Here is a 20,994-nt window from a genome sequence, read left to right on the forward strand (position 1 = left end):
CCGGGTTCAGCCCCTCTCGCGCGGCGGGGCGGGCAGGGAGATCGCGAAGGTGGTGCCCTGCTCGTCCGAGACCTCGAGCGAGAGGGTGCCGCCGTGACCGCGGACGATTTCCTCGGCGATGACGAGGCCGAGGCCGCTGCCGCCCTGACGGACGCCGCCCTGGAAGGGTTGGAACAGGTTCTCGCGCGCCTTGGGCGGCAGGCCCGGGCCGGTGTCGCTCACGCGGATGAAGCTGCGGCCGTCGGACTCCTCGGCCTCGATGCGCACGGTGCCCGGCCGGCTGCTGGCCGCGATCGCCTGGGCGGCGTTGCGCACGAGGTTCGAGAGCACGCGGAAGAGCTGGTCCGGGTCACCGCGCACGCAGAGGCGGTCGGGCACCGCGGAGGTGAATGTGACGGTCTCCGCGCCGAGGGTCTGGCGCTCGGCCTCCAGCACCTCGTTGACGAGCCGCGCGAGCCCGAAGCGCTCGATGTCGGGTGGCGGCTCCTCGGCCTTGCCGTAGGCGAGCGTGCGGTCGCAGAGCGCGACGGCGCGGGAGATCGAGCCGACGAGCTTGGGCGCGATGCGGCGGACGCGGGGGTCGGGGCTTGCCTCCAGGCTGTCGACGAGGAGCTGGGCCGTGGTGAGCATGTTGCGCAGGTCGTGGCTGATCTTGGCCACCGCCCGGCCGAGAGCCGCGAGGCGCTCCTTCTGGCGCAGGGCGGCGGTGAGCCGGACCTCGAGGTCGTGGAGCGCGTTTTCCGCATCGTTGAGCTCGCGGGTGCCGCTCGCGGGCGCGATGATCCGCGTCGTGTCCTCGGGGTTGTCGCGATAGGCGACCATATGGGCGATGACGCGGTTGATCGGCCGGACGATGAGCTGCTGCACCGAGAGGAAGAGCAGCGAGGCCGTGGCGACGGAGATCACCAGCGAGAGGTAGAAGATGCGGAGCCCGTAATCGATCAGCGCCTTGCGGAGCGGCGCCTCGTTGAGAACCACATCGACGATGCCCTCGGTTCCCTGGCGGGTCTCGCCGATGACGCGGATCACCCTGTTCTCGGGCGTGATGAGCACCCGGCCGGCGCTGCGGATCAGCGCCCAGGGGCTCGGGTCGCGGATATCGTAGGTTACAACCGGGGATTGAGGCATCTTGTCAAAGAGAGCGAGCTCGCGCACGCCGTCGCGTTGCAGCACGACGATCATCACATCGGCCGTCTGCAACAGTTCGCGTTCGAGCTGCGGCGGAACCAGGTCTTCGGTCGAGCCGAGAGAGGCCAGGGCGGCGATCTGTGCCAGATCGAGGCGGTTCTGCAGGTAATCGAGACGAAAGCGCGCGATCGATGGCAAGAAGATCAGGATCTCGGCGATCATCACGAAGAGGATCGTCAAGGCGAGAAAGCGACCCGAAAGGGTTCTGAGGAACATTGGCGGACCTGATCACGTATGCGTCAGGACATTATGCACTGCCAGGCGGCGAGACAAGGTGCCCACCGGCAGAGAAGGCCATATGCGGCCATTCACGTGCGGGAACGACCGATTTTCGGCTCCTCGCCGCGCATCAGCCGGCGGATGTTGGCGTGGTGGCGGGCAAAGACCAGGGCGCCGAGCAGAAGCGCGAGCCAGATCGCATCGGGGCGCCCGAACAGCAGGAGCCAGACCGGCGCGGCCGCCGCGGCGATCAGTGCCGAAAGCGAGGAGTATCGGAACGCGAGTGCTGCGACGAGCCAAGTGGCGCAGGCGGCAAGCCCGGCGGGGAAACTCACCGCGAGCAGAACACCGAGGAAGGTCGCGACTCCCTTGCCGCCCTGGAACTTCAGCCAGACCGGGAAGAGATGTCCGAGGAAGGCGCCGAGGCCGGCGACGAGGGCTGCCTGCTCGCCGAGAAGCGCACGGGCGATGAGCACGGCGACGCCACCCTTGGCGCCGTCGAGGACGAGGGTGGCGAAGGCCGCGCCCTTGTTGCCGGTGCGCAGCACATTGGTCGCGCCGATGTTGCCCGAGCCGATGTCGCGCAGGTTGCCGAGGCCGAGCGCGCGGGTGATGAGCACGCCGAAGGGGATCGAGCCCAGCAGGTAGGCGGCGAGGAAGGTTATCAGGATCGTCATGCCGCGGCCTCCTGCCCGGCGCCGAACACCATGCGTCCGGCGACAAAGGTCATGCGTACCTTGCCCTGCATTCGCTGTTCGTCAAAGGGCGTGTTCTTGGATTTCGAGCGCAGGTTCGAGCGGTCCATGACATAGGGCGCGTGCGGATCGAAGAGGACGAGATCGGCGGGCGCGCCGGAAACGAGCCGGCCGGTGCCGAGGCCGAGGCGGCGCGAGGGGTTGAGCGAGAGCGCGCGGAAGAGGGTCGCCATGTCGAGGGCACCGGCATGCCAGAGCCGGAGCGCGGCGGGCAGCAGGGTCTCGAGCGCGACGGCGCCCGAGGCGGCCTGTTCGAAGGGCAGGCGCTTGCTCTCCTCGTCCTGCGGCGTGTGCATCGAGGAGATGATGTCGATGAGGCCGGAGGCCACGGCCTCGACCATCGCGGTGCGGTCGGTCTCGGACCGGAGCGGGGGCTTTACCTTGAAGAAGGTGCGATAGTCGCCGACGTCGAGCTCGTTGAGGGTGAGGTGGTGGATGTTGACGCCCGCGGTCACGTTGAGCCCGGCGGCCTTGGCGCGCTCGAGCGCGGGAAGCGCGGCGGCAGTGGAGAGGTTGTCGGCGTGATAGATCGCGCCGGTCATCTCGACGATGGCGAGATCGCGCTCGAGCCCGAGGCGTTCGGCCATCGGCGAGACGGCGGGGAGGCCGCGGAGCGAGGCGAACTTGCCCGAGGTGACCGAGGCGCCCTCGCTCAGGCCCGGCTCCTGCGGGTGGCCGATCACCAGCACGCCGAGCGAGCGGGCATAGGTGAGGGCGCGGGAGAGCACCTTGGTGTCGGTCACGACATGGTCGCAATCGGTGAAGGCGACGGCGCCGGCATCCTTGAGAAAGCCGATCTCGACCATCTCTCGGCCGGCGCGGCCCTTGGTGAGCGCCGCCATCGGCAGCACCCGGACGGGCGCGATCTCGCGGGCGCGGCGGGCGACGAACTCGAGTGTCTCGGGGTTGTCGATCGCGGGCTTCGTGTCCGGGCGCGTGACCATGGTGGTGACGCCCCCGGCGGCGGCGGCGGCGCCCGCGGTGCGGAAGCTTTCCTTGTGCCGCTCACCCGGCTCGCAGACCTTCACGCCGATGTCGACGATGCCGGGTGCGAGGTGGAGGCCGCCGCAATCGATCACCTCGCGGGCGCGGATCATCTGGCGGGCGGAGCCCCCCTCATCGGGAATCACCTCGGTGATGACGCCCTCGGCGATACGCAGGGCGCCGCGGGTTTCGGTGCCGGCCTCGGGGTCGATCAGGATGGCATTTGTGAGCAGGAGGGTCATGCCGCCGTTCCTTGTTGTTCTGCGCCGGGCTCGCCCGCGCCGGAAGCCGGGCCGCGTCGGGCCGCGCGATATGCATCGAGAAACTCATTCGGATCCGCAAGGCCCTCGAGCGTGAAGACCGGCACGCCCTCGAAGCGGATGAGGCCGAGCGCGAGCACGGGCTCGGGGCGCTCCGCGATCCGGATCGACCGGGGCCGGCCGGGCGGGCGGAGCGCCAGCACGCGGCTGTCAGTCAGCACATAGGAGGTGCGGCGGCGCAGGGCGGCGTCGGCGAGGATCCAGAGGGAAACGACGACGAGGAAGAGCAGGTTCTGCGTGAGCTTTTCGGGGTTCAGCACCGCGAGCAGCGCGAAGAGCCCGAGGAGCCCGATCTTGAGCCATTTGAGCCGCCCCCAGAGGCCCGTGGCGGGCCGACCGGTCCAGAGCACGCGCTCCCCCTCCCGGAGGCCGGGGATGGCGGGGTGGCCGGGCTGCGGCGGGCGGGGCTCCATGCTGCCGGAGGTCATGGCCGCCCTCACTCTCCGGTAAAGCGGCAGGGGCCAAGGCCCTGCGACTGCAGTGTTTTCCGGAGCGAGACGAGGCACGCGCCAGTTTCACGGTGCCGCCCGCGCGAGAGCGGGTTCGCCGCGCGCGCCGGCGGCCGGGCGGCGATGGTTTCGTATCGGGTGCCCGGGCCGCGGCGGAGTTTGAGCGTGTCGCCGCGCGCCCCGCCCGTCACCCGGTGAACATCCGGGCCATCGGCCTCGGCGTGGGCCGGGGCGGGAAACGCAGGCGGCACGCGCGCGGTGCGCAGGCTTGCGCAGGGTTCCGCGGCGGCGGCCGGCTTGCATTTCATCCCCTTGCCCTCCTCAGTTGGCGTATTCGCTGAAGACGGTGACACTGCCGTCGTTGTCGAGGCGGCAGCTCAGCGGCGTGCCGCCGGCCGAGAGGGTGAGGAGCGGGCCGCCGCCGGTCATGCTCTGGCCGGTGACGGTGATGTTGTTGAGCGGCTGGCCCGAAAAGCGCGCGGCCTGTTCGAGGCAGGGATCGGTCATGGTCTCGAAGCGCTCGTCAGAGGCGACGGCCGGGGTGACGGCATCTTCCATGTCGCTGCCGCAGCCGGTGAGGGCGGCGAGGGCGCCTGCGGCGGCGATGAGCCTGATCGGGGAAATCATCCTTGCGTGCTCCTGTCTGGTGCGTCGGCGCCGCGGTTCTGCGGCAGGGGAAGGTTTCTTGCCCGCTCCGGTCGCAGAGCGCGGGATCATGGGCGGAGCGGTGTCCGGTGTCTCAGGCACCGGCACGCGCCTCGCGGAGGTTGCGCGCCAGCAGATCCATCGCGGCCATGCGCACCGCGACGCCCATCTCGACCTGTTCCTGGATCACCGAGCGGTTGATGTCGTCGGCGATCGTGCCGTCGATCTCCACGCCGCGGTTCATCGGCCCGGGGTGCATGACGATGGCGTCGGGCTTCGCGTAGGCAAGCTTCTCGGCATCGAGCCCGTAGCGGTGGAAATACTCGCGCTCCGAGGGGATGAAGCCGCCGTCCATGCGCTCCTTCTGGAGCCGCAGCATCATCACCACATCGACGCCATCGAGCCCCTCGGCCATGTCGTCATAGACCTCGACGCCGAGCTCGGCGGCGCGGGCGGGCATGAGCGTGGGAGGGCCGACAAGGCGGACGCGGTTCTCCATCCGGCCGAGCAGCAGGATGTTGGACCGGGCGACGCGGGAATGGGCGATATCGCCGCAGATCGCGACGTTGAGGCGGTGGAGCGTGCCCTTGGCACGGCGGATGGTGAGCGCATCGAGCAGTGCCTGGGTCGGGTGTTCGTGACGGCCGTCGCCTGCGTTCAATACCGCGCAGTTCACCTTCTGCGCGAGCAGATGCGCCGCCCCCGAGGACGGGTGGCGGATGACGAGAAGGTCGGGATGCATGGCATTGAGCGTGAGCGCCGTGTCGATCAGCGTCTCGCCCTTCTTCACCGAAGACTGGGCGACGGACATGTTCATCACATCGGCCCCGAGCCGCTTTCCGGCCAGCTCGAAGCTTGCCTGCGTGCGGGTCGAGGCCTCGAAGAACATGTTGATCTGGGTGAGGCCCTTCAGCGCGTCGGCGTGCTTGTCGGGGCGTCGGTTGAGATCGGCATAGATCTCGGCGAGATCGAGAATGGCCTCTATGTCGGACCGGGCGAGGCCCTCGATCCCCAGCAGGTGGCGATGCGCGAACATGGTGGCCTCCGATCCGGTTCGCTGGCCTCTATAGCAGGCCGGCGGGGAGGGGCAAGCCTCGACGGGGGCCGGATTTCGGGCATTATGGCGGCGTCCCCGACGCCAAGGAGGCCCCGGCGCCCATGCTTGTCCTCGAAACCTTTCCGCCCGCCCTCGGCATCCTGAGCCCGAGCCAGTTCTGCCTCAAGGCGGACGCGCTGCTCACGCTGTCCGGCCTGCCGTTTGCGCGCGAGACGGCGCTGCCGCAGAAGGCGCCGCTCGGCAAGCTGCCGGTGCTGCGCGACGGGGCGGAGCGGCTGGCCGATTCCGTCCGCATCGAGCGGCACCTGCGCCTGGCCCACGGCTTCGATGCCGATGCGGGGCTCGATGCGCGCGCCCGTGGCGAGGCGCAGGCCTATCGCTGCATGCTGGAGGAGCATCTCTATTTCATCATGCATCACACACGCTGGATTGCGCGGCCCGAGATCACCCGAGAGGTCTTCCTCGGCCGTCTGCCCGAGGCGGTGCGGGAGGCGGCGTTTGCCCAGATTCAGGCCAAGATGGCGCGCGATCTCGAGGGGCAGGGGCTGGGCCGGCACGCGGAGGAGGATCTGCTCGCGTTCGGGCGCGCCGATCTCGAGGCCCTGGCGCTGCGGCTGGGAGAGGGGCCGTTCTTCTTCGGCGAGACCCCGCACAGCATCGACACCACGCTCTTCGGCTTTCTCGAGAATCTCGTCACGATCGCGCTCGACGGGCCGCTGGAGGCCGCGGCGCGGGCGCATCCCGAGCTGGTGGCCTTCTGCGCGCGGTTCCGCGAGCGGGTTTACGGCGGGTAACCCTGTCGCGCCGGCGTGACTGGACAGGCGCGGTGATTTGCGGAAGATCGCGCGCGACTGCCTCGGAGCCATCGCCCATGCCGACCTTCATGCCTCGCCGCCTGTCCCGCGCCGTCTCCGGCTGCTCGGCGCTGCTTCTCTGTATCGCGCTCGCCGCCTGCGGCACGACCTATGCCGTGCCGGTGGCATCGCCGGGGGGCGCGCAAGGCACAAGCGTGGCCGCAAGCTCCGGCGGTGCGGCGCGGAGCCGGGGGGATTTCAACCGCGTCGTCTCGCGGGTGGAGCCGGTGGCGGAATCCTTCTGCCGCGAGGAGGCGCCGTCCGCGCCGGCAGGCTATTGCGATTTCAAAATCGTCTATGACGGTGACGCCTCGAGCCCGCCGAACGCCTATCAGACGCGGGACAAGAATGGCGGGCCGGTGATCGTGATGACCGCGAGCCTGCTCGGCGAGATGCGCTCGAACGACGAGATTGCCTTCGTGCTCTCGCATGAGGCTGCGCATCACATTGCGCGCCATATCCCGAAACAGCAGCAAAGTCAGGTGTTTGGCGCCCTGGTGCTCGGCGGGCTTGCCGCCGCCGCGGGCGGGCAGTACGCCACCGAGCAGGGGATTCAGGACGCGATGGATATCGGCGCCTTCGTCGGCGGCCGGGCCTACAGCCAGAACTACGAGCTCGAGGCCGACTGGCTCGGCGCCTTCATCGCGGCGCGTGCGGGTTACGATCCGGAGAAGGGCGCGCAGATCTTCAGCCGGCCGGCACTGCGCTCGGGCGGTGGCCCGGTGCTGCTCGCGACCCATCCGGGGTCCCCGCAGCGCCTTGCCCTCGTGTCCTCCGCAGCGGCCGAGATACGCCGGCAGCAGGCGCAGGGGCTGGTGCCGCGTCCGGCCTACGCCGGGCGCTGAGACGGGCGCGCGAACTTCACTTCTGCGTGTGCGATTGTAAATTTATTCTGCATTGCAGCAAAAATCGGATCCTGTTAACCGCTCCGGAGCGAAGGAGGATCTCAGATGAATCAATTGCCCCGTTATGAGCGCATGGTCTACGCGATTCCGGTTCTCGGCTGGATGCTGAAGGACGTTGCGTATGGCGACAAGGACAATATTTATTACTTCATCGCCGCGCTCGTGATGATGTGGATCATTGCCATCATCGCTTTCGGCTATCCGGCGATCATCATCCCCGCGCTCGTCGCCGTGCCGGTGATCTTCCTGGCGCTGCTCAGCATCACCCGGGGCTGACGCGGAGGGTTGGTATCTATATGCTGCAACGCAGCATATGCGCCGGCCCTCGATCCACTCCCTGCGCGACCGGCGCCGGCCCGCCTCCGGTCAGGCGGCCCTGAGCCGGGCCAGCTCGATCTTCGGACAGCGGTTCATCACCACTTCCAGGCCCACGGCTTCGGCCCTTGCGGCGGCCGCGTCGTCGATCACGCCGATCTGCATCCAGATCGTCCGCAGCCCGCGCCCGGCCAGCGCCGCAATCGCCTCATCGACCACGCTGCCGGCCTCTTCCGAGCGGCGGAAGATATCCACCATATCGACAGGCCCGAGACTTTCGGGGATCTCCGCAAGACGGGCGATCACACGCTCGCCGAAGAGCGTCTGTCCGGCAAGGCCGGGGTTGACCGGCACGATGCGGTAGCCCGCCGCCTGCAGGAATGCCGCAACCTGATGCGACGGCCGCTCGGGCTTCGCCGAGACGCCCACGATCGCGATGGTCCGGGTTTCCGCCAGGATCCGCCTCAGGCGGTCATCTTCACTCTTCATGCGATGCCATTGCTTCTGAACAAAAAAGCGCCCGGAAAATGTCCGGGCGCACAGTCGGAACGAGGGACAGTGAGATAAAGCAAGGCAGTTCCAAGCATCTTGCTTCCTTGCTCATATGGGGCGTGAACTGTGGCGGAGAAGGGCAGTGAAGGAAATGTGAACATCGGGCTCAGCCGCGCGCCGTCCGGGCGGCGTAGAGCGCGACGGCGGCGGCGTTCGAGACGTTGAGCGAACCGAAGCCGCCGGTGGCCGGGATGCGTGCGAGCCGGTCGCAGAGCTTGGTGGTAAGCTCGCGCAGGCCTGGCCCCTCGGCCCCGAGCGCAAGCGCGAGGGGCTGGGCGGCGAATTCCTCCGCAACGGCGCCGATGGTGGTCTCGCCGGTGCCGTCGAGGCCCGCGATCGCGTAGCCCATGCCGCGCAGCGCCTCCATCGCGTTGGCGAGGTTCGGCACCCGCAGGTAGGGCTGGCGCTCCAGCGCGCCCGAGGCGGTCTTGGCGAGCGCACCGGTCTCGGGGGCGGAATGCCGGTGCGGTGCGATCACCGCGCGCGCGCCGAAAACCTCGGCCGAGCGCAGCACGGCGCCGACATTGTGCGGATCCGTCACCCGGTCGAGAAGCAGCACGAGCAGAGCCTCGCCCCGCGGCGCGCAGAGCTCGGAAACCGAGCCCCAGTCGAGGGGTTTCGCCTCGAGCGCGGCGCCCTGGTGAACCGATTGGGGATCGAGCGGGGCGTTGAACTTCCGGGCGTCCACGATCTCGGGCGTCATGCCGGAGGCGGCGAGTTCCGGGGCGAGCCGGTCGGCGGCGTTGCGGGTGAGGATGAGCCGCAGGCGCTCGCGGGCGGGATTGGCAAGCGCGTCGCGCACGGCGTGAATGCCGAAGAGCCAGACCGTGTCGCCGGCTCCCTCGCCGGTCCTTCGGGCGCGTTCCTTCTCGACGGCCCAGGTGGGCTTCTTGGCCATGTTCATCCCCATACGCGATCTTCGCTGCGGAAATAGCCATGGGCGCGGGCGGCTTGCAAGGCGTCGCGGGAAATTTGCCTTCGGGGATTTTTCGTGTTGACGCATCCGGCGCACTGGCATAATTCCCCGCTACCGCGCGGGCAAGAGCATTGCCCGTAGCAACCTCTGGAGGGGTGGCAGAGCGGTCAAATGCAACGGACTGTAAATCCGTCGGGGCAACCCTACACTGGTTCGAATCCAGTCCCCTCCACCAATTACCTGAAATTTTTGATCTTTTGCCGACGGGCGATGCGCGCGCACGGGCCGTTGGCTCATGGTTGGCCCCGGACCGGCGCGCCTTGCCGGTCCGGGGCCTGGTGCCTGTGACGCGGGGTCAGAACGGGCTGTCGGGGAAGTAGTACTGTTCGGCGTTCTCCGGGGTAACCAGCACCGAGCCGATGGTGAAGGTGCCCGAGACTGGTGCGGTCGAGGTCATCGCGATGGCGGTGAGCTCGATGGCGGTGGCGATCATCGACGGCGGGTAGGTGACATCGGCCGGGATCATGCTGTCGTTGTCCATGACGCGCTTGATCATTTCCTTCATGCCGGCGCCGCCGAGCACGAACTGGATGTCGTCGCGGCCCGAGGCCTCGATCGCGGCGAGCACGCCCACCGCCATGTCGTCATCCGAGGCCCAGACCGCGTCAATCTGCGGATACTTGGACAGGAAGTCCTGCATCACGTTGAAGCTGTCGTCACGGTTCCAGTTGCCGTGCTCCATGCCGAGGATCTCGATGCCCGAACCTTCAATGCCGGCCTCGAATCCCTCGACGCGCTGGTTGTCGATGGTCGTCGGGATGCCGCGCAGCACGACGATCTTGCCGCCGTCGGGCATCTTCGAGGCCATGTATTCACCCGAGACGCGGCCGAAGCCCGGATTGTCGCCGGCGACATAGAGATCCTCGATCCCCTCGACCGAAAGGCCGCGATCAACCACGGTGACCCAGGCGCCAGCCTCGGCGACCGCCTGCACGGGGGCGGTCAGCGGTTCGGATTCGAAAGGCAGCACGACGAGGGCGTTGATGTTGCGCGTCGCCATCATGTCCTCGATGTCGTTCACCTGCTTGCCCGGATCGGAGGCGGTGGCGAGGACGAACTGGAGGTCGGGATAGACCTTCTCGAGCCGCGCGACGGCTTCCTGGGCGTGGTAGTTCATGCCGCCCGCCCAGCCATGGGTTGCCGCGGGGATCGAGACGCCGATCACCTTGGTCTCCTGGGCCTCGGCTGTGGCGGCGCCGAGGGTGAGTGCGAGGCTGCCTGCAAGCAGCGTCTTCATGTAAGTCATTGCGTTTCCTCCCGGATGGTGGCTGGGCTTCAGCCCTTTGCCTTGGCTTCCCGCTGCAGGATGACTGCGAGAACGATGATGACGCCCTGGATCGCACCGTTGAGATAGGGCGAGACCAGGTCAGTCAGGTTAAGGATGTTGTCGATCATGCTCAGGATCAGGACGCCGATCACCGTGCCCCAGACGCGGCCGAAGCCGCCCTTGAGCACCGTGCCGCCGATGATGACCGCGGCGATGGCCTCGAGCTCCCAGAGGACGCCGGTGGAGGCCGAGGCCGAGCCGAGGCGCGGCACATACATGATCGTTGCGACGCCGACGAGCATGCCGAGCATCGCGTAGGTGAAGAGCCGCGTGCGGTTCACGTTGACGTTCGAGTAATGCGCCACATGCTCGTTGGAGCCGGTCGCGGCGCAGTGCCGTCCGAAGCGGGACCGGCTCATCAGGATCTCGCCGCCGATCACCACGAGAGCGAAGACGATGATCGGCCAGCTGATCCCGAGGATGCCGTCGAAATAGACCGGGCGGTAGAAGGTGCGCAGGCCGAAATCGAGCGAGAGCGTGCCGCCGTCGGCGAGCCACGTGACGAGCGAGCGGTAGATGCCCATGGTGCCGAGGGTGACGATGAAGGCCTCGATCCCGAGCGTGGTGATCAGGAATCCGTTGATAAGCCCGGCGATGAGCCCGGCGGCCAGCGCCGTTGCCATGCCGAGCAGGATGATCGGCACGCCGACGCCGAGCGTGGGCAGGGCCGCGTTCATCACGAGGATCATGAGGCCCGCAATGAAGGCCGCCATCGAGCCGACCGAGAGGTCGAGCCCGCCCGCGGTGATGACGAAGGTCGTGCCAACCGCGATGATGCCGATGAAGGCCGAGCGGGCGAGCACGTTGGTGATGTTGGCCGCACCGAGGAAATTGGGGTTGAGCAGCGCCCCGATCACGACGAGCGCCACCAGCGCGATGATGGGCCCGAGGACACTCATCGAGGGCAGGCTGCGCCGGGACGCGGGCGTGGTGGTATCCATGGCCATCAGGCGACCCTCTCCTGGCTGCTGGCGCCGACGCCCATGGCGTGGCGCACGATGGTGTCTTCGGTGATTTCCGCGCCTTCGAGGCGTCCGGCGATCCGGCCGCGGCGCATCACGAGCACCCGGTCGGAGAGGCCGATCACCTCCTGCATCTCGGAGGAAACGACGATGATCGCGCGGCCCTCGGCCGCCAGCGCGCGGAGGAAGGCGTAGATCTGCTGCTTGGTGCCGATGTCGATGCCGCGGGTCGGCTCGTCGACGACGAGGATCCGCGGCTCGGACTGCATGACCTTGGCGAGCAGGAGTTTCTGCTGGTTGCCGCCCGAGAGGTTGCCGACGCGCATGTCGCGGCGCCCGGCGCGGATGTCGAATTCGCGGATCGCGGTGTCGAGCGCGCGCTCCTCGGCGGCCTGATCGATCAGCACGCGGCCGAATTTCGCCAGTGCCTGAAGGGTGAGATTGACCCGCATGCCCTTCTCGAGCAGCAGGCCGCGGAGCTTGCGGTCCTCGGTGAGGTAGCAGAGGCCGTGGGCGAGCGCATCGGAGGGGCGGCGGATCGTGGCGGGCTTGCCGCCGATCTCGAGTGCGCGGGTGGTGGCGGGCCGGAGGCCGCAGAGGCCTTCCATCGCCTCGGTGCGGCCCGAACCGATGAGGCCCGCGATGCCGAGGATCTCGCCTGCGTGGAGATCGAAGCCGATGGCCTCGGCATGGCCCGGCACATCGAGGCCGCGGACGCGGAGCGCGATGGCCGGTTCGGGGGCTGCGGCGGGTTTTGCCGGGTAGAGGTCGGAGACGTCGCGGCCGACCATCGCGCTGGCCATCCCGTCCTCGCTGATCGCGCTTGCAGGCCCGGTGTGAACGACGCTGCCGTCGCGCATCACCGTCACCCGGTCGGCGATCTCGGCCACCTCGCCGAGCTTGTGGGAGGTGAAGAGGATCGCGGTGCCGGCGGCGCGCATCGCCCGGACCTGTTCGAAGAGCACCCGGGTTTCGGTATTGGTGAGCACCGCGGTGGGCTCGTCCATGATGAGAACACGCGCGTCGCGGCTGAGCGCCTTGGCGATCTCGACCATCTGCTTGTCGGAATTCGAGAGCCGCGAGACCGGTGTGTCGGGATCGACCGGGCATTTCACCCGGTCGAGATAGGCGCGGGTGCGCTTGCGCATCTCCGCCTTGTCGAGGAGCCAGCCGCGGCGGAGCTCGCGGCCGAGGAAGATGTTCTGCTCGACCGTGAGCTGCTCGGCGAGGTTGAACTCCTGGTGGATCATCACGATCCCGGCTTCCTCGCCCTCGTGCAGCGACCGGAAGGTGACCTCCTGGTCATCGAGCAGGATGCGGCCGCGGGTGGCGGGCTGGTAGCCGGCGAGGATCTTCATCGTGGTGGACTTGCCCGCCCCGTTCTCGCCGATCAGGGCGTGGACCTCGCCGGCCCGGAGGTCGAGGTCGATGCCGTGAAGCACCTCGACCGGGCCGAAGCTGCGGGTAACCCCGGCGAGGCGCAGGATGGGCGCGGCGCTCACAATGCCACCCAAGCCGCGTTTCGGGCCGAGGAGGTCACGCAGGCGCGGATGAAGGCCATGCCCTCCATGCCGGCGGAGATGCCGGGCAGGAGGCCGATGGCGTCGCCCCGGGAGGCGCCGTCCTGCACCGCGCGGATCGCTTCGGCGGCGGCGGTGTAGATGTTGGCGAAGCCCTCGAGATACCCCTCCGGGTGGCCGGACGGAATGCGGCTCACCGCATTGGCGGCCATGTCGGCGCCCGCGCCCATGCGGCGGATCTGGCGGCGGGGTTCGCCATGGGGGCTGAACCAGAGGTAGTTCGGATCCTCCTGCGCCCATTCGAGCCCGCCCTTGTCGCCATAGACCCGCAGGCGGAGGCCGTTTTCGTTGCCGGGCGCGACCTGGGAACACCAGAGCATTCCGCGCGCGCCGCCCGAAAAGCGCAGCATTACGTGGGCATTGTCGTCGAGCCGCCGCCCGGCGCCGAAGCTCTGGAGGTCGGCGGCGAGCTCCGTGCCCTTGAGGCCGGTGACGAAGCAGGCGAGGTTGTAGGCATGCGTGCCGATGTCGCCCACCGCGCCGCCCGCGCCAGAGCGCGCCGGATCGGTGCGCCACTCGGCCTGCTTGACGCCTTCGGTCTCGAGGCTTTCGGTGAGCCAGTCCTGCGGGTATTCGGCCTGCACGATGCGGATCGTGCCGAGTGCGCCTTCGCTCACCATGGCGCGGGCCTGCCGCACCATGGGATAGCCGGTGTAGTTGTGGGTGAGGATGAAGAGCGCGGAGGAAGCGGCGACGGCGCGTTCCAGCGCCTCGGCATCCTCGGAGGTGGCGGTGAGCGGCTTGTCGCAGATCACGTGGATGCCGCGCTCGAGGAAGGCCTTCGCGGCGGGGTAGTGGACATGGTTCGGGGTAACGATCGAGACCGCCTCGATGCCGTCGGGCCGCGCGGCTTCCGCGGCGGCCATTTCCTCGAAGCTGCCATAGGCCCGGTCCGGGGCGATGCCGAGGGCGGCGGCGCTGGCCCGCGCCTTCTCGGGCGTCGAGGAGAGCGCGCCGGCGACCAGTTCGAAGCGGTCGTCGATGCGGCTGGCGATGCGGTGAACGCCGCCGATGAAGGCATCGTTGCCGCCACCGACCATTCCCAGTCGAATACGTGCCATTTCAGTCGATCCCCAGCATCTTGCGGTTGGCGGCGTCATCCGTTGCGCCACCGGCGAAATCGTCGAAGGCATGCGGGGTTACGCGGATGATGTGATCCTTGACGAAGCGGGCGCCCTCGCGCGCACCGTCTTCGGGATGCTTGAGGCAGCATTCCCATTCGACAACCGCCCAGCCCTCGAAATCGTTCGCCGCCATCTTGGAGAAGATCGCGCCGAAATCGACCTGGCCGTCGCCAAGGCTGCGGAAGCGCCCGGCGCGGTCCACCCAGGGCTGATAGCCGCCGTAGACGCCCTGGCGGCCCGTGGGGTTGAACTCCGCATCCTTGACGTGGAACATCTTGATGCGGTCCTTGTAGATGTCGATATTCTCAAGGTAATCAAGGCACTGCAGGACGTAGTGCGAGGGATCGTAGAGCATGTTGCAGCGCGGGTGATTGTCGAGCCGCTCGAGGAACATCTCGAAGGTCACGCCGTCATGGAGATCCTCCATCGGGTGGATCTCGTAGCAGACGTCCACCCCCATCTCCTCGGCATGGTCGAGGATCGGCCGCCAGCGCCGCGCGAGTTCGTCAAAGGCGGTCTCGACAAGCCCCTGCGGCCGTTGCGGAAAGGGATAGAGGAAGGGCCAGACGAGCCCGCCGGAGAAGGTGACGTGCTGGCCGATGCCGAGATGGCGCGAGGCGGTCAGCGCCTTCTTCACCTGATCGACCGCCCATTCGGTGCGCTCCTTCGGCTTGCCGCGGACCTCCGGCGCCGCGAAGCCGTCAACCCATGCGTCATAGGCGGGGTGCACCGCGACGAGCTGGCCGGTGATATGGGTCGAGAGTTCGGTGACCTCGACGCCGTTTTCGCGAGCCTTGCCGGCCCATTCCTCGGCATAGTCCTTCGAGGCGGCGAGTTGCGCGAGATCCACGAGGCGCGCGTCCCAACTTGGGACCTGTACCCCGGCATAACCGCAGTCGGCCGCCCATTTCGTGATGGCATCCCAGGAATTGAAGGGAGCCTCGTCACCTGCGAATTGTGCCAGGAACAGGCCCGGCCCCTTGATAGTCTTCATCGTTTCCTCCCCGGTTTTGTCGTTTCAGACGTAGCGGTTGACGATGTTCTCGAGCTTTTCCTGCCGGCCCGAGCGCGGCTGAGGATCGACGTCCCCGGCCTCGACGCGGGCGGAAATGCTGGCGAGATCGCTTGTGAGCATCGCCTGCGCCTCGGGTGTCTCCCATCCGGCGTAGCGGGCCCTGCGCGGAGCCTCGAGCGCGTCATCCTCGAGCATCCGCGCCGCCGCCTTGAGGCCGCGGGCACAGATATCCATCGCCCCGGCATGGGCCGCGATCAGATCCTCGGGGTCGAGCGACTGGCGGCGGAGCTTCGCGTCGAAGTTGGTTCCGCCAGTGGTGAAACCACCGCCCTTCAGGATTTCATAGTAGGCCAGCGCCACCTCGGGCACGTTGTTGGGGAACTGGTCGGTGTCCCAGCCGGACTGGTAATCGTTGCGGTTCATGTCGATCGAGCCGAAGACGCCGAGTGCCTGGGCGAGCGCGATCTCATGCTCGAAGGAATGCCCGGCGAGGATGGCGTGGCCCTGTTCGATATTGACCTTCACCTCCTTTTCCAGCCCGAAGCGCTGCAGGAAGCCGAAGACGGTCGCGACGTCATAGTCGTACTGGTGCTTGGTGGGCTCCTGTGGCTTCGGTTCGATCAGGATGGTGCCGGGAAAGCCGATCTTGTGCTTGTAATCCACCACCATCGAGAGGAACCGGCCCATGTGGTCGAGCTCCTGCTTGAGATCCGTGTTGAGCAGGGTCTCGTAGCCTTCGCGGCCGCCCCAGAGCACGTAGTTCTCGCCCTTGAGCCGGTGGGTGGCGTCCATGCAGGACTTCACGGTCGCGGCCGACCAGGCGAAGACGTCGGGATCGGGGTTCGAGGCGGCACCCGACATGAAGCGGCGGTGGGAAAAGAGGTTCGCGGTGCCCCAGAGCAGCCGGACCTTCGCGGTCTCCATCTTTTCCTCGAAGATCGCGACGATCTCCTCGAAATTGCGCTTGCTCTCGGTGAAGCTCGCGCCTTCGGGGCGGATGTCGAGGTCGTGGAAGCAGAAATACGATGCGCCGAGGAGTTCGAACATCTCGAAGGCGACTTCGGCCTTGAGGCGGGCGGCGTCCATGCCGTCGCCGAACCAGGGGCGCTCGAAGGTCTGGCCGCCAAACGGGTCGCCGCCCGGCCAGGCGAAGGAATGCCAGTAGGCGATCGCGAAACGCAGGTGGTCCTCAAGCCGTTTTCCAAGAACGACCTCGTCCGGATTGTAGGCACGGAATGCGAGCCCTTCTGCCTCCGGGTCGAAGCTCAGCGGGGCGAGATCGCCGAAGAAATTGCTCATCTTGAAGGTTCTCCTTGCGGGACCGCACCAGGATCGGGCGGCAGATTTTCACTGACGTAGATGGCGGGCACGACCGGCCCGGCCGCCGGGGCGGGCATCCGGTCGGCCACGGCGCGCATGTGCGCGATGGCGAGGGTGATTTCCTCGGCGGGGCGCTGGTCGATCACCACATCGACGAGCCCCTGCTCGAGCGCGCGGCGCGAATGGGCGACGAGTTCGTGGAGCACGACGACGGGGCGCTCCGCCGGCGCGCGCCCCTCGAGCACGCGGACAAGGCCGCTGTTGCCGGCGCCCGCACTGTAGATCGCCGTGATGCCGGGATCGGCGGCAAGGATCTCCGCCACCTGTGCCTCGACCCGCTCGTGCCGGTCACGCCCCTCGATTTCGGGCAGGACGGTGAGGCCCGGATGGCGCGCGGCGAGGGTCTCGCGGAAGCCGCCGAGCCGGTCGGCGTGGTCGCGCGCCGACAGCGCACCGACGATGGGCAGGATGCGCCCGGCGCGACCGGTATGGGCAAGCCCGATCAGCCGTCCCGCGGTGCACCCCGCAACCCGGTTGTCGATGCCGACATAGGCGTCGCGGAAGCTGTCGGTGACATCGGAAATGAGCGTGACGACCGCGAGGCCGTCGCGGCGCAGCGCCGCCATCGCCTCGCAGACCTTTGGATGGTCGCTTCCCACGAGGGCGACACCATCGAGCCCGTCCCTCGCGAGGCCGGCCAGATGCGCGGCAAGCGCCTCGGGGTCGAAGGCCTCGACGGTCTCGAGGCGGAGGTCCACCAGCTCGCGCCGGAGACGCCGGCGCTCCTGCGAGATGATGTCGCGCACCTTGCCGAAGAAGGCGTTCGGGCCGGAGGGCAGGATGACGGCGAAGCGGTAGGTGCGGCGCTGGGAAAGGTTCGCGGCCGCGACGTTGCGGACGTAGCCGAGATCTTCCACGGCGCGCCGGACGCGCAGGGCGGATTTCTCCGAGACGCCGCCGCGGCCGTTCACGACGCGATCGGCTGTCGCATAGCTCACGCCGGCGTGGCGGGCCACGTCGGTCAGGGTCGGCATTCGCCTTGTCATTATTGTCCTCCCTCTCCGCAGTAGAGCCGAGTCTCTGAAAGACGTCAATCAGTTTATGATAGACGTCTTTCATCAACCAAATTGGCCTTCGCAGATGCAAAAGAGCCGCCCGCGATGTGCGGACGGCCAAGTTTGGGGAGTTGGTTTGGAGGGCGCCGGGGAGGCCGGCGCCCACGGGCTGCGGCTACTTTATGATGAGCTCCGGTCCCATGAATGTTGTCGGCAGCCAGGTCGAGATGAACGGCACGTAGGTCACGATGATCAGGAAGATCACCAGGATGCCGAGCCAGGGCAGAGCCGCGCGGACGACCTGGGTCATCGGCATCGAGGCCACGCTCGAGGTCACGAAGAGGTTGAGGCCGACGGGCGGTGTGATCATGCCGATCTCCATGTTCACCACCATGATGATGCCGAGATGGATCGGGTTGATCCCGAGTTCCATGGCGATGGGGAAGACGAGGGGCGCGACGATCACGATGAGGCCCGAGGGCTCCATGAACTGCCCGCCGATCAGCAGGATCACGTTGACGATGATGAGGAACATCACCGGGCCGAAGCCTGCGTCGAGGAGTGCTGCCGTGATCGCCTGGGGCACCTGCTCGTCGGTCAGGACGTGCTTGAGGATCAGCGCGTTGGCGATGATGAACATCAGCATGATGGTCACCTTGCCGCTTTCGAAAAGCGCCTGCTTGGTGTCGCGGTGGAAGAACACCGTGATGAGCGCCCAGGGCCGGGTGAGCAGGCTGTGCTTGCGCTGCGTGACGGCGGCGGCGGAGAGGGAGCGCGCGCCGTCCGGTTCGGCGGCATCGGCTTCGCTTCGGTCGCAGAGCGGCCCCATGTCGCGGTAGATGAAGTTTGCGACGATGAAGGCATAGACCGCCGCGACGGCTGCGGCTTCGGTCGGCGTGAAGATACCGCCGTAGATGCCGCCGAGGATGATGACGATCAGGAAGAGGCCCCAGCCCGCCTCGCGGGCGGCGGCGAAGATCTCGCCCCAGCCGGCGAAGGGCTGCGAGGGCAGGCCTTTCCAGCGTGCTGCGACATAGATGCCGACCATCAGCATCGCGCCCGCCAGCAGGCCGGGGATGACGCCGGCGAGGAACAGGCGGCCAACGGAGACATCGACGGCGGCGGCATAGACCACCATGACGATCGAGGGCGGGATGAGGATGCCGAGGGTGCCGGCATTGCAGATCACGCCTGCGGCGAAGTCCTTGGTGTAGCCCATCTTCCGCATGCCCGCGATGCAGATCGAGCCGATCGCGACCACGGTGGCGGGCGAGGAGCCCGAGAGCGCCGCGAAGAGCATGCAGGCAAAGACCGACGCGATGGCGAGCCCGCCCTTGAAGTGCCCGACGCTCGCGATGGCGAAGCGGATGATCCGGTCAGCCACGCCGCCTGTCGACATGAAGGTCGAGGCGAGGATGAAGAACGGGATCGCGAGCAGGGTGTAGTGACCGGCGAAGGCGTTGAAGAGCTGCTGTGCAATCGAGGCAAGCGAGGTGTCGGAGAAGAGCAGCAGGAAGAGGATCGAGGAGAGTCCGAGCGAGACGGCGATCGGCACGCCGATCAGCATCAGGCCGACGATCAGCAGAAAGAGAAATGCGACATCCATGGATCAGTCCTCCTTCGCCGAGCGGGCTGCCTCGGAAACCATTTCCTCGGCCTCGTGGCTGGCGACGAGCAGGTCGGTTTGGCCGGTCCAGACATGCCAGGCGGCTTCGATGAAGCGGAAGAGCAGCAGCGCCATGCCGATGGGGAGCGCGGCGTAGGGGATGAAGCGCGGCAGCTTCTCGTAGGGCTCACCCTCGTTGAGGATGGGCTCGATGAAGCGGAGCCAGCCGGGCATCGGGATGTCGTTGACCTCGTACCAGGCCTGCTTGCCGATGAAGGGCGCCCAGTATTCCCAGGCGCCGATCAGCAGCAGCAGCGAGAAGACGATGCAGCAGGCCGCGGCGACCAGGGAGACGTAGCGGCGGGTCCCGGGAGAGAGCACCTTGACGAGTGCATCGACCCCGAGATGGCCGCCGACCTTGACCACGTAGGAGGTGCCGATCAGCACCAGCCAGGCGAAGAGAAAGACAGTCGCCTCAAGCGCCCAGAGAACGTTGGCGTTGAAGATGTAACGCGCGATGACATTGGCGAAGGTGATGAGCGTCATCAGTCCGAGGCAGACCGCGATCAGCGTCTCCTCGATCTCGTTGACCGCTCGTCCCAGGGCCGTTTTCGGCGGATAGGACATCGGGTGTTTCCTCGGATTTTTTGGGGTTTCGGCGCGGGCGGAGCAGGCCCGGCAGCCCGATGGGCCCGCAGACGCCTCGGCGCTGCGGGCCCGGGATGACGGCTCAGTTAGTGAGCGTGTTGGCCTCGAGTGCGGCGTCGATGTTGTCCTGCCCGATCTGGTCGGAGAACTGGTCCCAGACGGGCTTCATCACCGCGACCCAGTCCTCGCGCTGCTCGGGCGTCAGTTCGCGGACCGTGCCACCCGCCTCGACGATGGCTTCCTTGGACTGCTCCTCGATCTCGACGACAGCGGTGTTCCGCTCGGTCGTCACTTCCTGCATGATCGTGGCGAGCTGCTCGCGCACGTCATCGGGCAGGCCCTGCCACCAGTCGGTGGAGACGACGACCATGTAGTCGAGCACGCCGTGGTCGGTATGGGTGATGCCGTCCTGCACCTCGAAATACTTCTGGCCGTAGGTGTTCGACCAGGTGTTTTCCTGCCCGTCGACAACGCCGGTCTGCAGCGCGCCGTAGACCTCCGAGAAGGCCATCTTCTGCGGGTTAGCGCCCAGCGCCTCGAACTGCGCCTGAAGCACGTCGGAGGGCTGGATGCGGAACTTGAGGCCCTTGGCATCGCCCGGCTCGAGCAGGGGCTTGTTGGCCGAGAGCTGCTTCATGCCGGAATGCCAGTAGGCGAGGCCGGTCAGCCCCTTGCGCTCCATCGAGGCAAGCAGCGCCTGGCCGGGCTCGGAGGTCTGGAAGCGGTCGACCGACGGCATGTCGTTGAAAAGGAAGGGAAGGTCGAAGATGCGGAGCTTCTTGGTGAAGGTCTCGAATTTCGAGAGCGAGGGCGCGGCCATCTGCACGTCGCCCTGAAGCATGGCCTCGAGGACCTTGTCGTCGTCATAGAGGGTGGAGTTCGGATAGACCTCGACGCAGACCTTGCCGTTCATCTCCTCGTTCACGCGGTCGGCGAAGAGCTGGGCCGCGATACCCTTGGGATGCTTGTCCGAGTTGGTCACATGGGCGAACTTGATGAGGGTCTCGCCCTCGTCGCAGGCGGCGAAGACCGGCCCGGCAAGGGCAACGGCGCAGACGGTGGCGGCAAGAATGGATACGCGCTTCATACGGGTTCCTCCGATTGGTTTGGCGTTTTTTCGGGGCGATCGTTTGCCCGG

The 20,994-nt window shown here is 67.4% G+C and carries 22 protein-coding genes and 1 tRNA gene; 4 read left to right on the forward strand and 19 right to left on the reverse strand.

Annotated elements, in window-relative coordinates:
• Positions 1–6: 6 nt before the first annotated feature.
• From ACF66B_RS01640 to ACF66B_RS01670, 7 genes are all read right to left on the reverse strand, one after another.
• Positions 7–1,404 carry a HAMP domain-containing sensor histidine kinase gene (locus tag ACF66B_RS01640; protein ID WP_111428560.1) on the reverse strand — a complete coding sequence of 466 codons (1,398 nt, stop codon included), beginning with the start codon at positions 1,402–1,404 and terminating at the stop codon, positions 7–9.
• A 92-nt stretch (positions 1,405–1,496) separates the two neighbouring features.
• Entirely contained in the window at positions 1,497–2,084 is a 588-nt protein-coding gene (gene plsY, locus ACF66B_RS01645) for a glycerol-3-phosphate 1-O-acyltransferase PlsY (RefSeq protein ID WP_111428559.1), read from the reverse strand.
• Positions 2,081–3,388: a dihydroorotase gene (gene pyrC, locus ACF66B_RS01650; RefSeq protein ID WP_111428558.1), complete on the reverse strand. Its 1,308-nt coding sequence runs from the start codon at positions 3,386–3,388 to the stop codon at positions 2,081–2,083. Before pyrC ends, plsY begins: the two co-directional genes overlap by 4 nt.
• Positions 3,385–3,894, reverse strand: a complete 510-nt coding sequence (locus tag ACF66B_RS01655; RefSeq protein ID WP_111428557.1) for a hypothetical protein — start codon at positions 3,892–3,894, stop codon at positions 3,385–3,387. The genes pyrC and ACF66B_RS01655 overlap by 4 nt, the downstream gene beginning before the upstream one ends.
• Before the next feature lie 8 nt (positions 3,895–3,902).
• Positions 3,903–4,223: a hypothetical protein gene (locus tag ACF66B_RS01660; protein ID WP_111428556.1), complete on the reverse strand. Its 321-nt coding sequence runs from the start codon at positions 4,221–4,223 to the stop codon at positions 3,903–3,905.
• Positions 4,224–4,236: 13 nt separating this feature from the next.
• Positions 4,237–4,542, reverse strand: coding sequence for a hypothetical protein (locus ACF66B_RS01665; protein WP_111428555.1), 306 nt, complete (start codon positions 4,540–4,542; stop codon positions 4,237–4,239).
• Between the two features lie 112 nt (positions 4,543–4,654).
• A complete protein-coding gene (locus ACF66B_RS01670; RefSeq protein ID WP_111428554.1) occupies positions 4,655–5,596 on the reverse strand; it encodes an aspartate carbamoyltransferase catalytic subunit in 942 nt (313 codons plus the stop codon).
• A 122-nt stretch (positions 5,597–5,718) separates the two neighbouring features.
• Between ACF66B_RS01670 and ACF66B_RS01675 the strand changes: the two genes are divergently transcribed.
• The 3 genes from ACF66B_RS01675 to ACF66B_RS01685 all read left to right on the forward strand — a co-directional run bounded on the left by ACF66B_RS01675 (position 5,719) and on the right by ACF66B_RS01685 (position 7,652).
• Complete coding sequence (locus ACF66B_RS01675; protein ID WP_111428553.1) at positions 5,719–6,411, forward strand: glutathione S-transferase family protein; 693 nt, start codon at positions 5,719–5,721, stop codon at positions 6,409–6,411.
• A gap of 77 nt (positions 6,412–6,488) precedes the next feature.
• The gene (locus ACF66B_RS01680) at positions 6,489–7,316 is read left to right on the forward strand and encodes a M48 family metalloprotease (protein WP_111428552.1); all 828 of its coding nucleotides are present in this window, start codon (positions 6,489–6,491) and stop codon (positions 7,314–7,316) included.
• Positions 7,317–7,421: 105 nt separating this feature from the next.
• On the forward strand, positions 7,422–7,652 hold the full coding sequence (locus ACF66B_RS01685; protein ID WP_111428551.1) for a hypothetical protein: 231 nt from the start codon (positions 7,422–7,424) through the stop codon (positions 7,650–7,652).
• 90 nt (positions 7,653–7,742) lie between these two features.
• Here the strand turns inward: ACF66B_RS01685 and ACF66B_RS01690 are convergent, their stop codons facing one another.
• Complete coding sequence (locus ACF66B_RS01690; protein ID WP_111428550.1) at positions 7,743–8,180, reverse strand: CoA-binding protein; 438 nt, start codon at positions 8,178–8,180, stop codon at positions 7,743–7,745.
• Positions 8,181–8,349: 169 nt separating this feature from the next.
• Positions 8,350–9,141, reverse strand: a complete 792-nt coding sequence (rlmB, locus tag ACF66B_RS01695) for a 23S rRNA (guanosine(2251)-2'-O)-methyltransferase RlmB (RefSeq protein ID WP_392663799.1) — start codon at positions 9,139–9,141, stop codon at positions 8,350–8,352.
• 167 nt (positions 9,142–9,308) lie between these two features.
• Here rlmB and ACF66B_RS01700 point away from each other — a divergent pair.
• Positions 9,309–9,394 (forward strand) — tRNA-Tyr (locus ACF66B_RS01700).
• A 120-nt stretch (positions 9,395–9,514) separates the two neighbouring features.
• On the opposite strand, the gene ACF66B_RS01705 is transcribed toward ACF66B_RS01700, so the two are convergent.
• The 10 genes from ACF66B_RS01705 to ACF66B_RS01750 all read right to left on the reverse strand — a co-directional run bounded on the left by ACF66B_RS01705 (position 9,515) and on the right by ACF66B_RS01750 (position 20,943).
• The gene (locus ACF66B_RS01705) at positions 9,515–10,456 is read right to left on the reverse strand and encodes an ABC transporter substrate-binding protein (RefSeq protein WP_111428935.1); all 942 of its coding nucleotides are present in this window, start codon (positions 10,454–10,456) and stop codon (positions 9,515–9,517) included.
• A 38-nt stretch (positions 10,457–10,494) separates the two neighbouring features.
• Complete coding sequence (locus ACF66B_RS01710) at positions 10,495–11,493, reverse strand: ABC transporter permease (RefSeq protein WP_392663801.1); 999 nt, start codon at positions 11,491–11,493, stop codon at positions 10,495–10,497.
• Entirely contained in the window at positions 11,493–13,010 is a 1,518-nt protein-coding gene (locus ACF66B_RS01715; protein WP_392663804.1) for a sugar ABC transporter ATP-binding protein, read from the reverse strand. Before ACF66B_RS01715 ends, ACF66B_RS01710 begins: the two co-directional genes overlap by 1 nt.
• Positions 13,007–14,149, reverse strand: coding sequence for a Gfo/Idh/MocA family protein (locus tag ACF66B_RS01720; protein ID WP_111428549.1), 1,143 nt, complete (start codon positions 14,147–14,149; stop codon positions 13,007–13,009). Before ACF66B_RS01720 ends, ACF66B_RS01715 begins: the two co-directional genes overlap by 4 nt.
• A gap of 1 nt (position 14,150) precedes the next feature.
• Positions 14,151–15,206, reverse strand: a complete 1,056-nt coding sequence (locus tag ACF66B_RS01725; protein ID WP_111428548.1) for a sugar phosphate isomerase/epimerase family protein — start codon at positions 15,204–15,206, stop codon at positions 14,151–14,153.
• A gap of 24 nt (positions 15,207–15,230) precedes the next feature.
• Positions 15,231–16,526 carry a xylose isomerase gene (gene xylA / locus ACF66B_RS01730; protein WP_111428547.1) on the reverse strand — a complete coding sequence of 432 codons (1,296 nt, stop codon included), beginning with the start codon at positions 16,524–16,526 and terminating at the stop codon, positions 15,231–15,233.
• Positions 16,523–17,593, reverse strand: coding sequence for a LacI family DNA-binding transcriptional regulator (locus ACF66B_RS01735; protein ID WP_392663809.1), 1,071 nt, complete (start codon positions 17,591–17,593; stop codon positions 16,523–16,525). Before ACF66B_RS01735 ends, xylA begins: the two co-directional genes overlap by 4 nt.
• Positions 17,594–17,777: 184 nt before the next feature.
• A complete protein-coding gene (locus ACF66B_RS01740; protein ID WP_111428545.1) occupies positions 17,778–19,208 on the reverse strand; it encodes a TRAP transporter large permease in 1,431 nt (476 codons plus the stop codon).
• A 3-nt stretch (positions 19,209–19,211) separates the two neighbouring features.
• The gene (locus tag ACF66B_RS01745; RefSeq protein ID WP_111428544.1) at positions 19,212–19,835 is read right to left on the reverse strand and encodes a TRAP transporter small permease; all 624 of its coding nucleotides are present in this window, start codon (positions 19,833–19,835) and stop codon (positions 19,212–19,214) included.
• A 103-nt stretch (positions 19,836–19,938) separates the two neighbouring features.
• Entirely contained in the window at positions 19,939–20,943 is a 1,005-nt protein-coding gene (locus ACF66B_RS01750; RefSeq protein ID WP_111428543.1) for a TRAP transporter substrate-binding protein, read from the reverse strand.
• Positions 20,944–20,994 lie beyond the last annotated feature (51 nt).

This window comes from Amaricoccus sp. B4, from assembly GCF_043226085.1.
In the GTDB taxonomy this organism is placed as follows: domain Bacteria; phylum Pseudomonadota; class Alphaproteobacteria; order Rhodobacterales; family Rhodobacteraceae; genus Amaricoccus.

Coding starts and splice junctions, on each gene's coding strand:
- ACF66B_RS01640 (WP_111428560.1), bottom strand. CDS start 1,404: ATGTTCCTCAGAACCCTTTCGGGTCGCTTTCTCGCCTTGACGATCCTC.
- plsY (WP_111428559.1), bottom strand. CDS start 2,084: ATGACGATCCTGATAACCTTCCTCGCCGCCTACCTGCTGGGCTCGATC.
- pyrC (WP_111428558.1), bottom strand. CDS start 3,388: ATGACCCTCCTGCTCACAAATGCCATCCTGATCGACCCCGAGGCCGGC.
- ACF66B_RS01655 (WP_111428557.1), bottom strand. CDS start 3,894: ATGACCTCCGGCAGCATGGAGCCCCGCCCGCCGCAGCCCGGCCACCCC.
- ACF66B_RS01660 (WP_111428556.1), bottom strand. CDS start 4,223: ATGAAATGCAAGCCGGCCGCCGCCGCGGAACCCTGCGCAAGCCTGCGC.
- ACF66B_RS01665 (WP_111428555.1), bottom strand. CDS start 4,542: ATGATTTCCCCGATCAGGCTCATCGCCGCCGCAGGCGCCCTCGCCGCC.
- ACF66B_RS01670 (WP_111428554.1), bottom strand. CDS start 5,596: ATGTTCGCGCATCGCCACCTGCTGGGGATCGAGGGCCTCGCCCGGTCC.
- ACF66B_RS01675 (WP_111428553.1), top strand. CDS start 5,719: ATGCTTGTCCTCGAAACCTTTCCGCCCGCCCTCGGCATCCTGAGCCCG.
- ACF66B_RS01680 (WP_111428552.1), top strand. CDS start 6,489: ATGCCGACCTTCATGCCTCGCCGCCTGTCCCGCGCCGTCTCCGGCTGC.
- ACF66B_RS01685 (WP_111428551.1), top strand. CDS start 7,422: ATGAATCAATTGCCCCGTTATGAGCGCATGGTCTACGCGATTCCGGTT.
- ACF66B_RS01690 (WP_111428550.1), bottom strand. CDS start 8,180: ATGAAGAGTGAAGATGACCGCCTGAGGCGGATCCTGGCGGAAACCCGG.
- rlmB (WP_392663799.1), bottom strand. CDS start 9,141: ATGGCCAAGAAGCCCACCTGGGCCGTCGAGAAGGAACGCGCCCGAAGG.
- ACF66B_RS01705 (WP_111428935.1), bottom strand. CDS start 10,456: ATGAAGACGCTGCTTGCAGGCAGCCTCGCACTCACCCTCGGCGCCGCC.
- ACF66B_RS01710 (WP_392663801.1), bottom strand. CDS start 11,493: ATGGCCATGGATACCACCACGCCCGCGTCCCGGCGCAGCCTGCCCTCG.
- ACF66B_RS01720 (WP_111428549.1), bottom strand. CDS start 14,149: ATGGCACGTATTCGACTGGGAATGGTCGGTGGCGGCAACGATGCCTTC.
- ACF66B_RS01725 (WP_111428548.1), bottom strand. CDS start 15,206: ATGAAGACTATCAAGGGGCCGGGCCTGTTCCTGGCACAATTCGCAGGT.
- xylA (WP_111428547.1), bottom strand. CDS start 16,526: ATGAGCAATTTCTTCGGCGATCTCGCCCCGCTGAGCTTCGACCCGGAG.
- ACF66B_RS01735 (WP_392663809.1), bottom strand. CDS start 17,593: ATGACAAGGCGAATGCCGACCCTGACCGACGTGGCCCGCCACGCCGGC.
- ACF66B_RS01740 (WP_111428545.1), bottom strand. CDS start 19,208: ATGGATGTCGCATTTCTCTTTCTGCTGATCGTCGGCCTGATGCTGATC.
- ACF66B_RS01745 (WP_111428544.1), bottom strand. CDS start 19,835: ATGTCCTATCCGCCGAAAACGGCCCTGGGACGAGCGGTCAACGAGATC.
- ACF66B_RS01750 (WP_111428543.1), bottom strand. CDS start 20,943: ATGAAGCGCGTATCCATTCTTGCCGCCACCGTCTGCGCCGTTGCCCTT.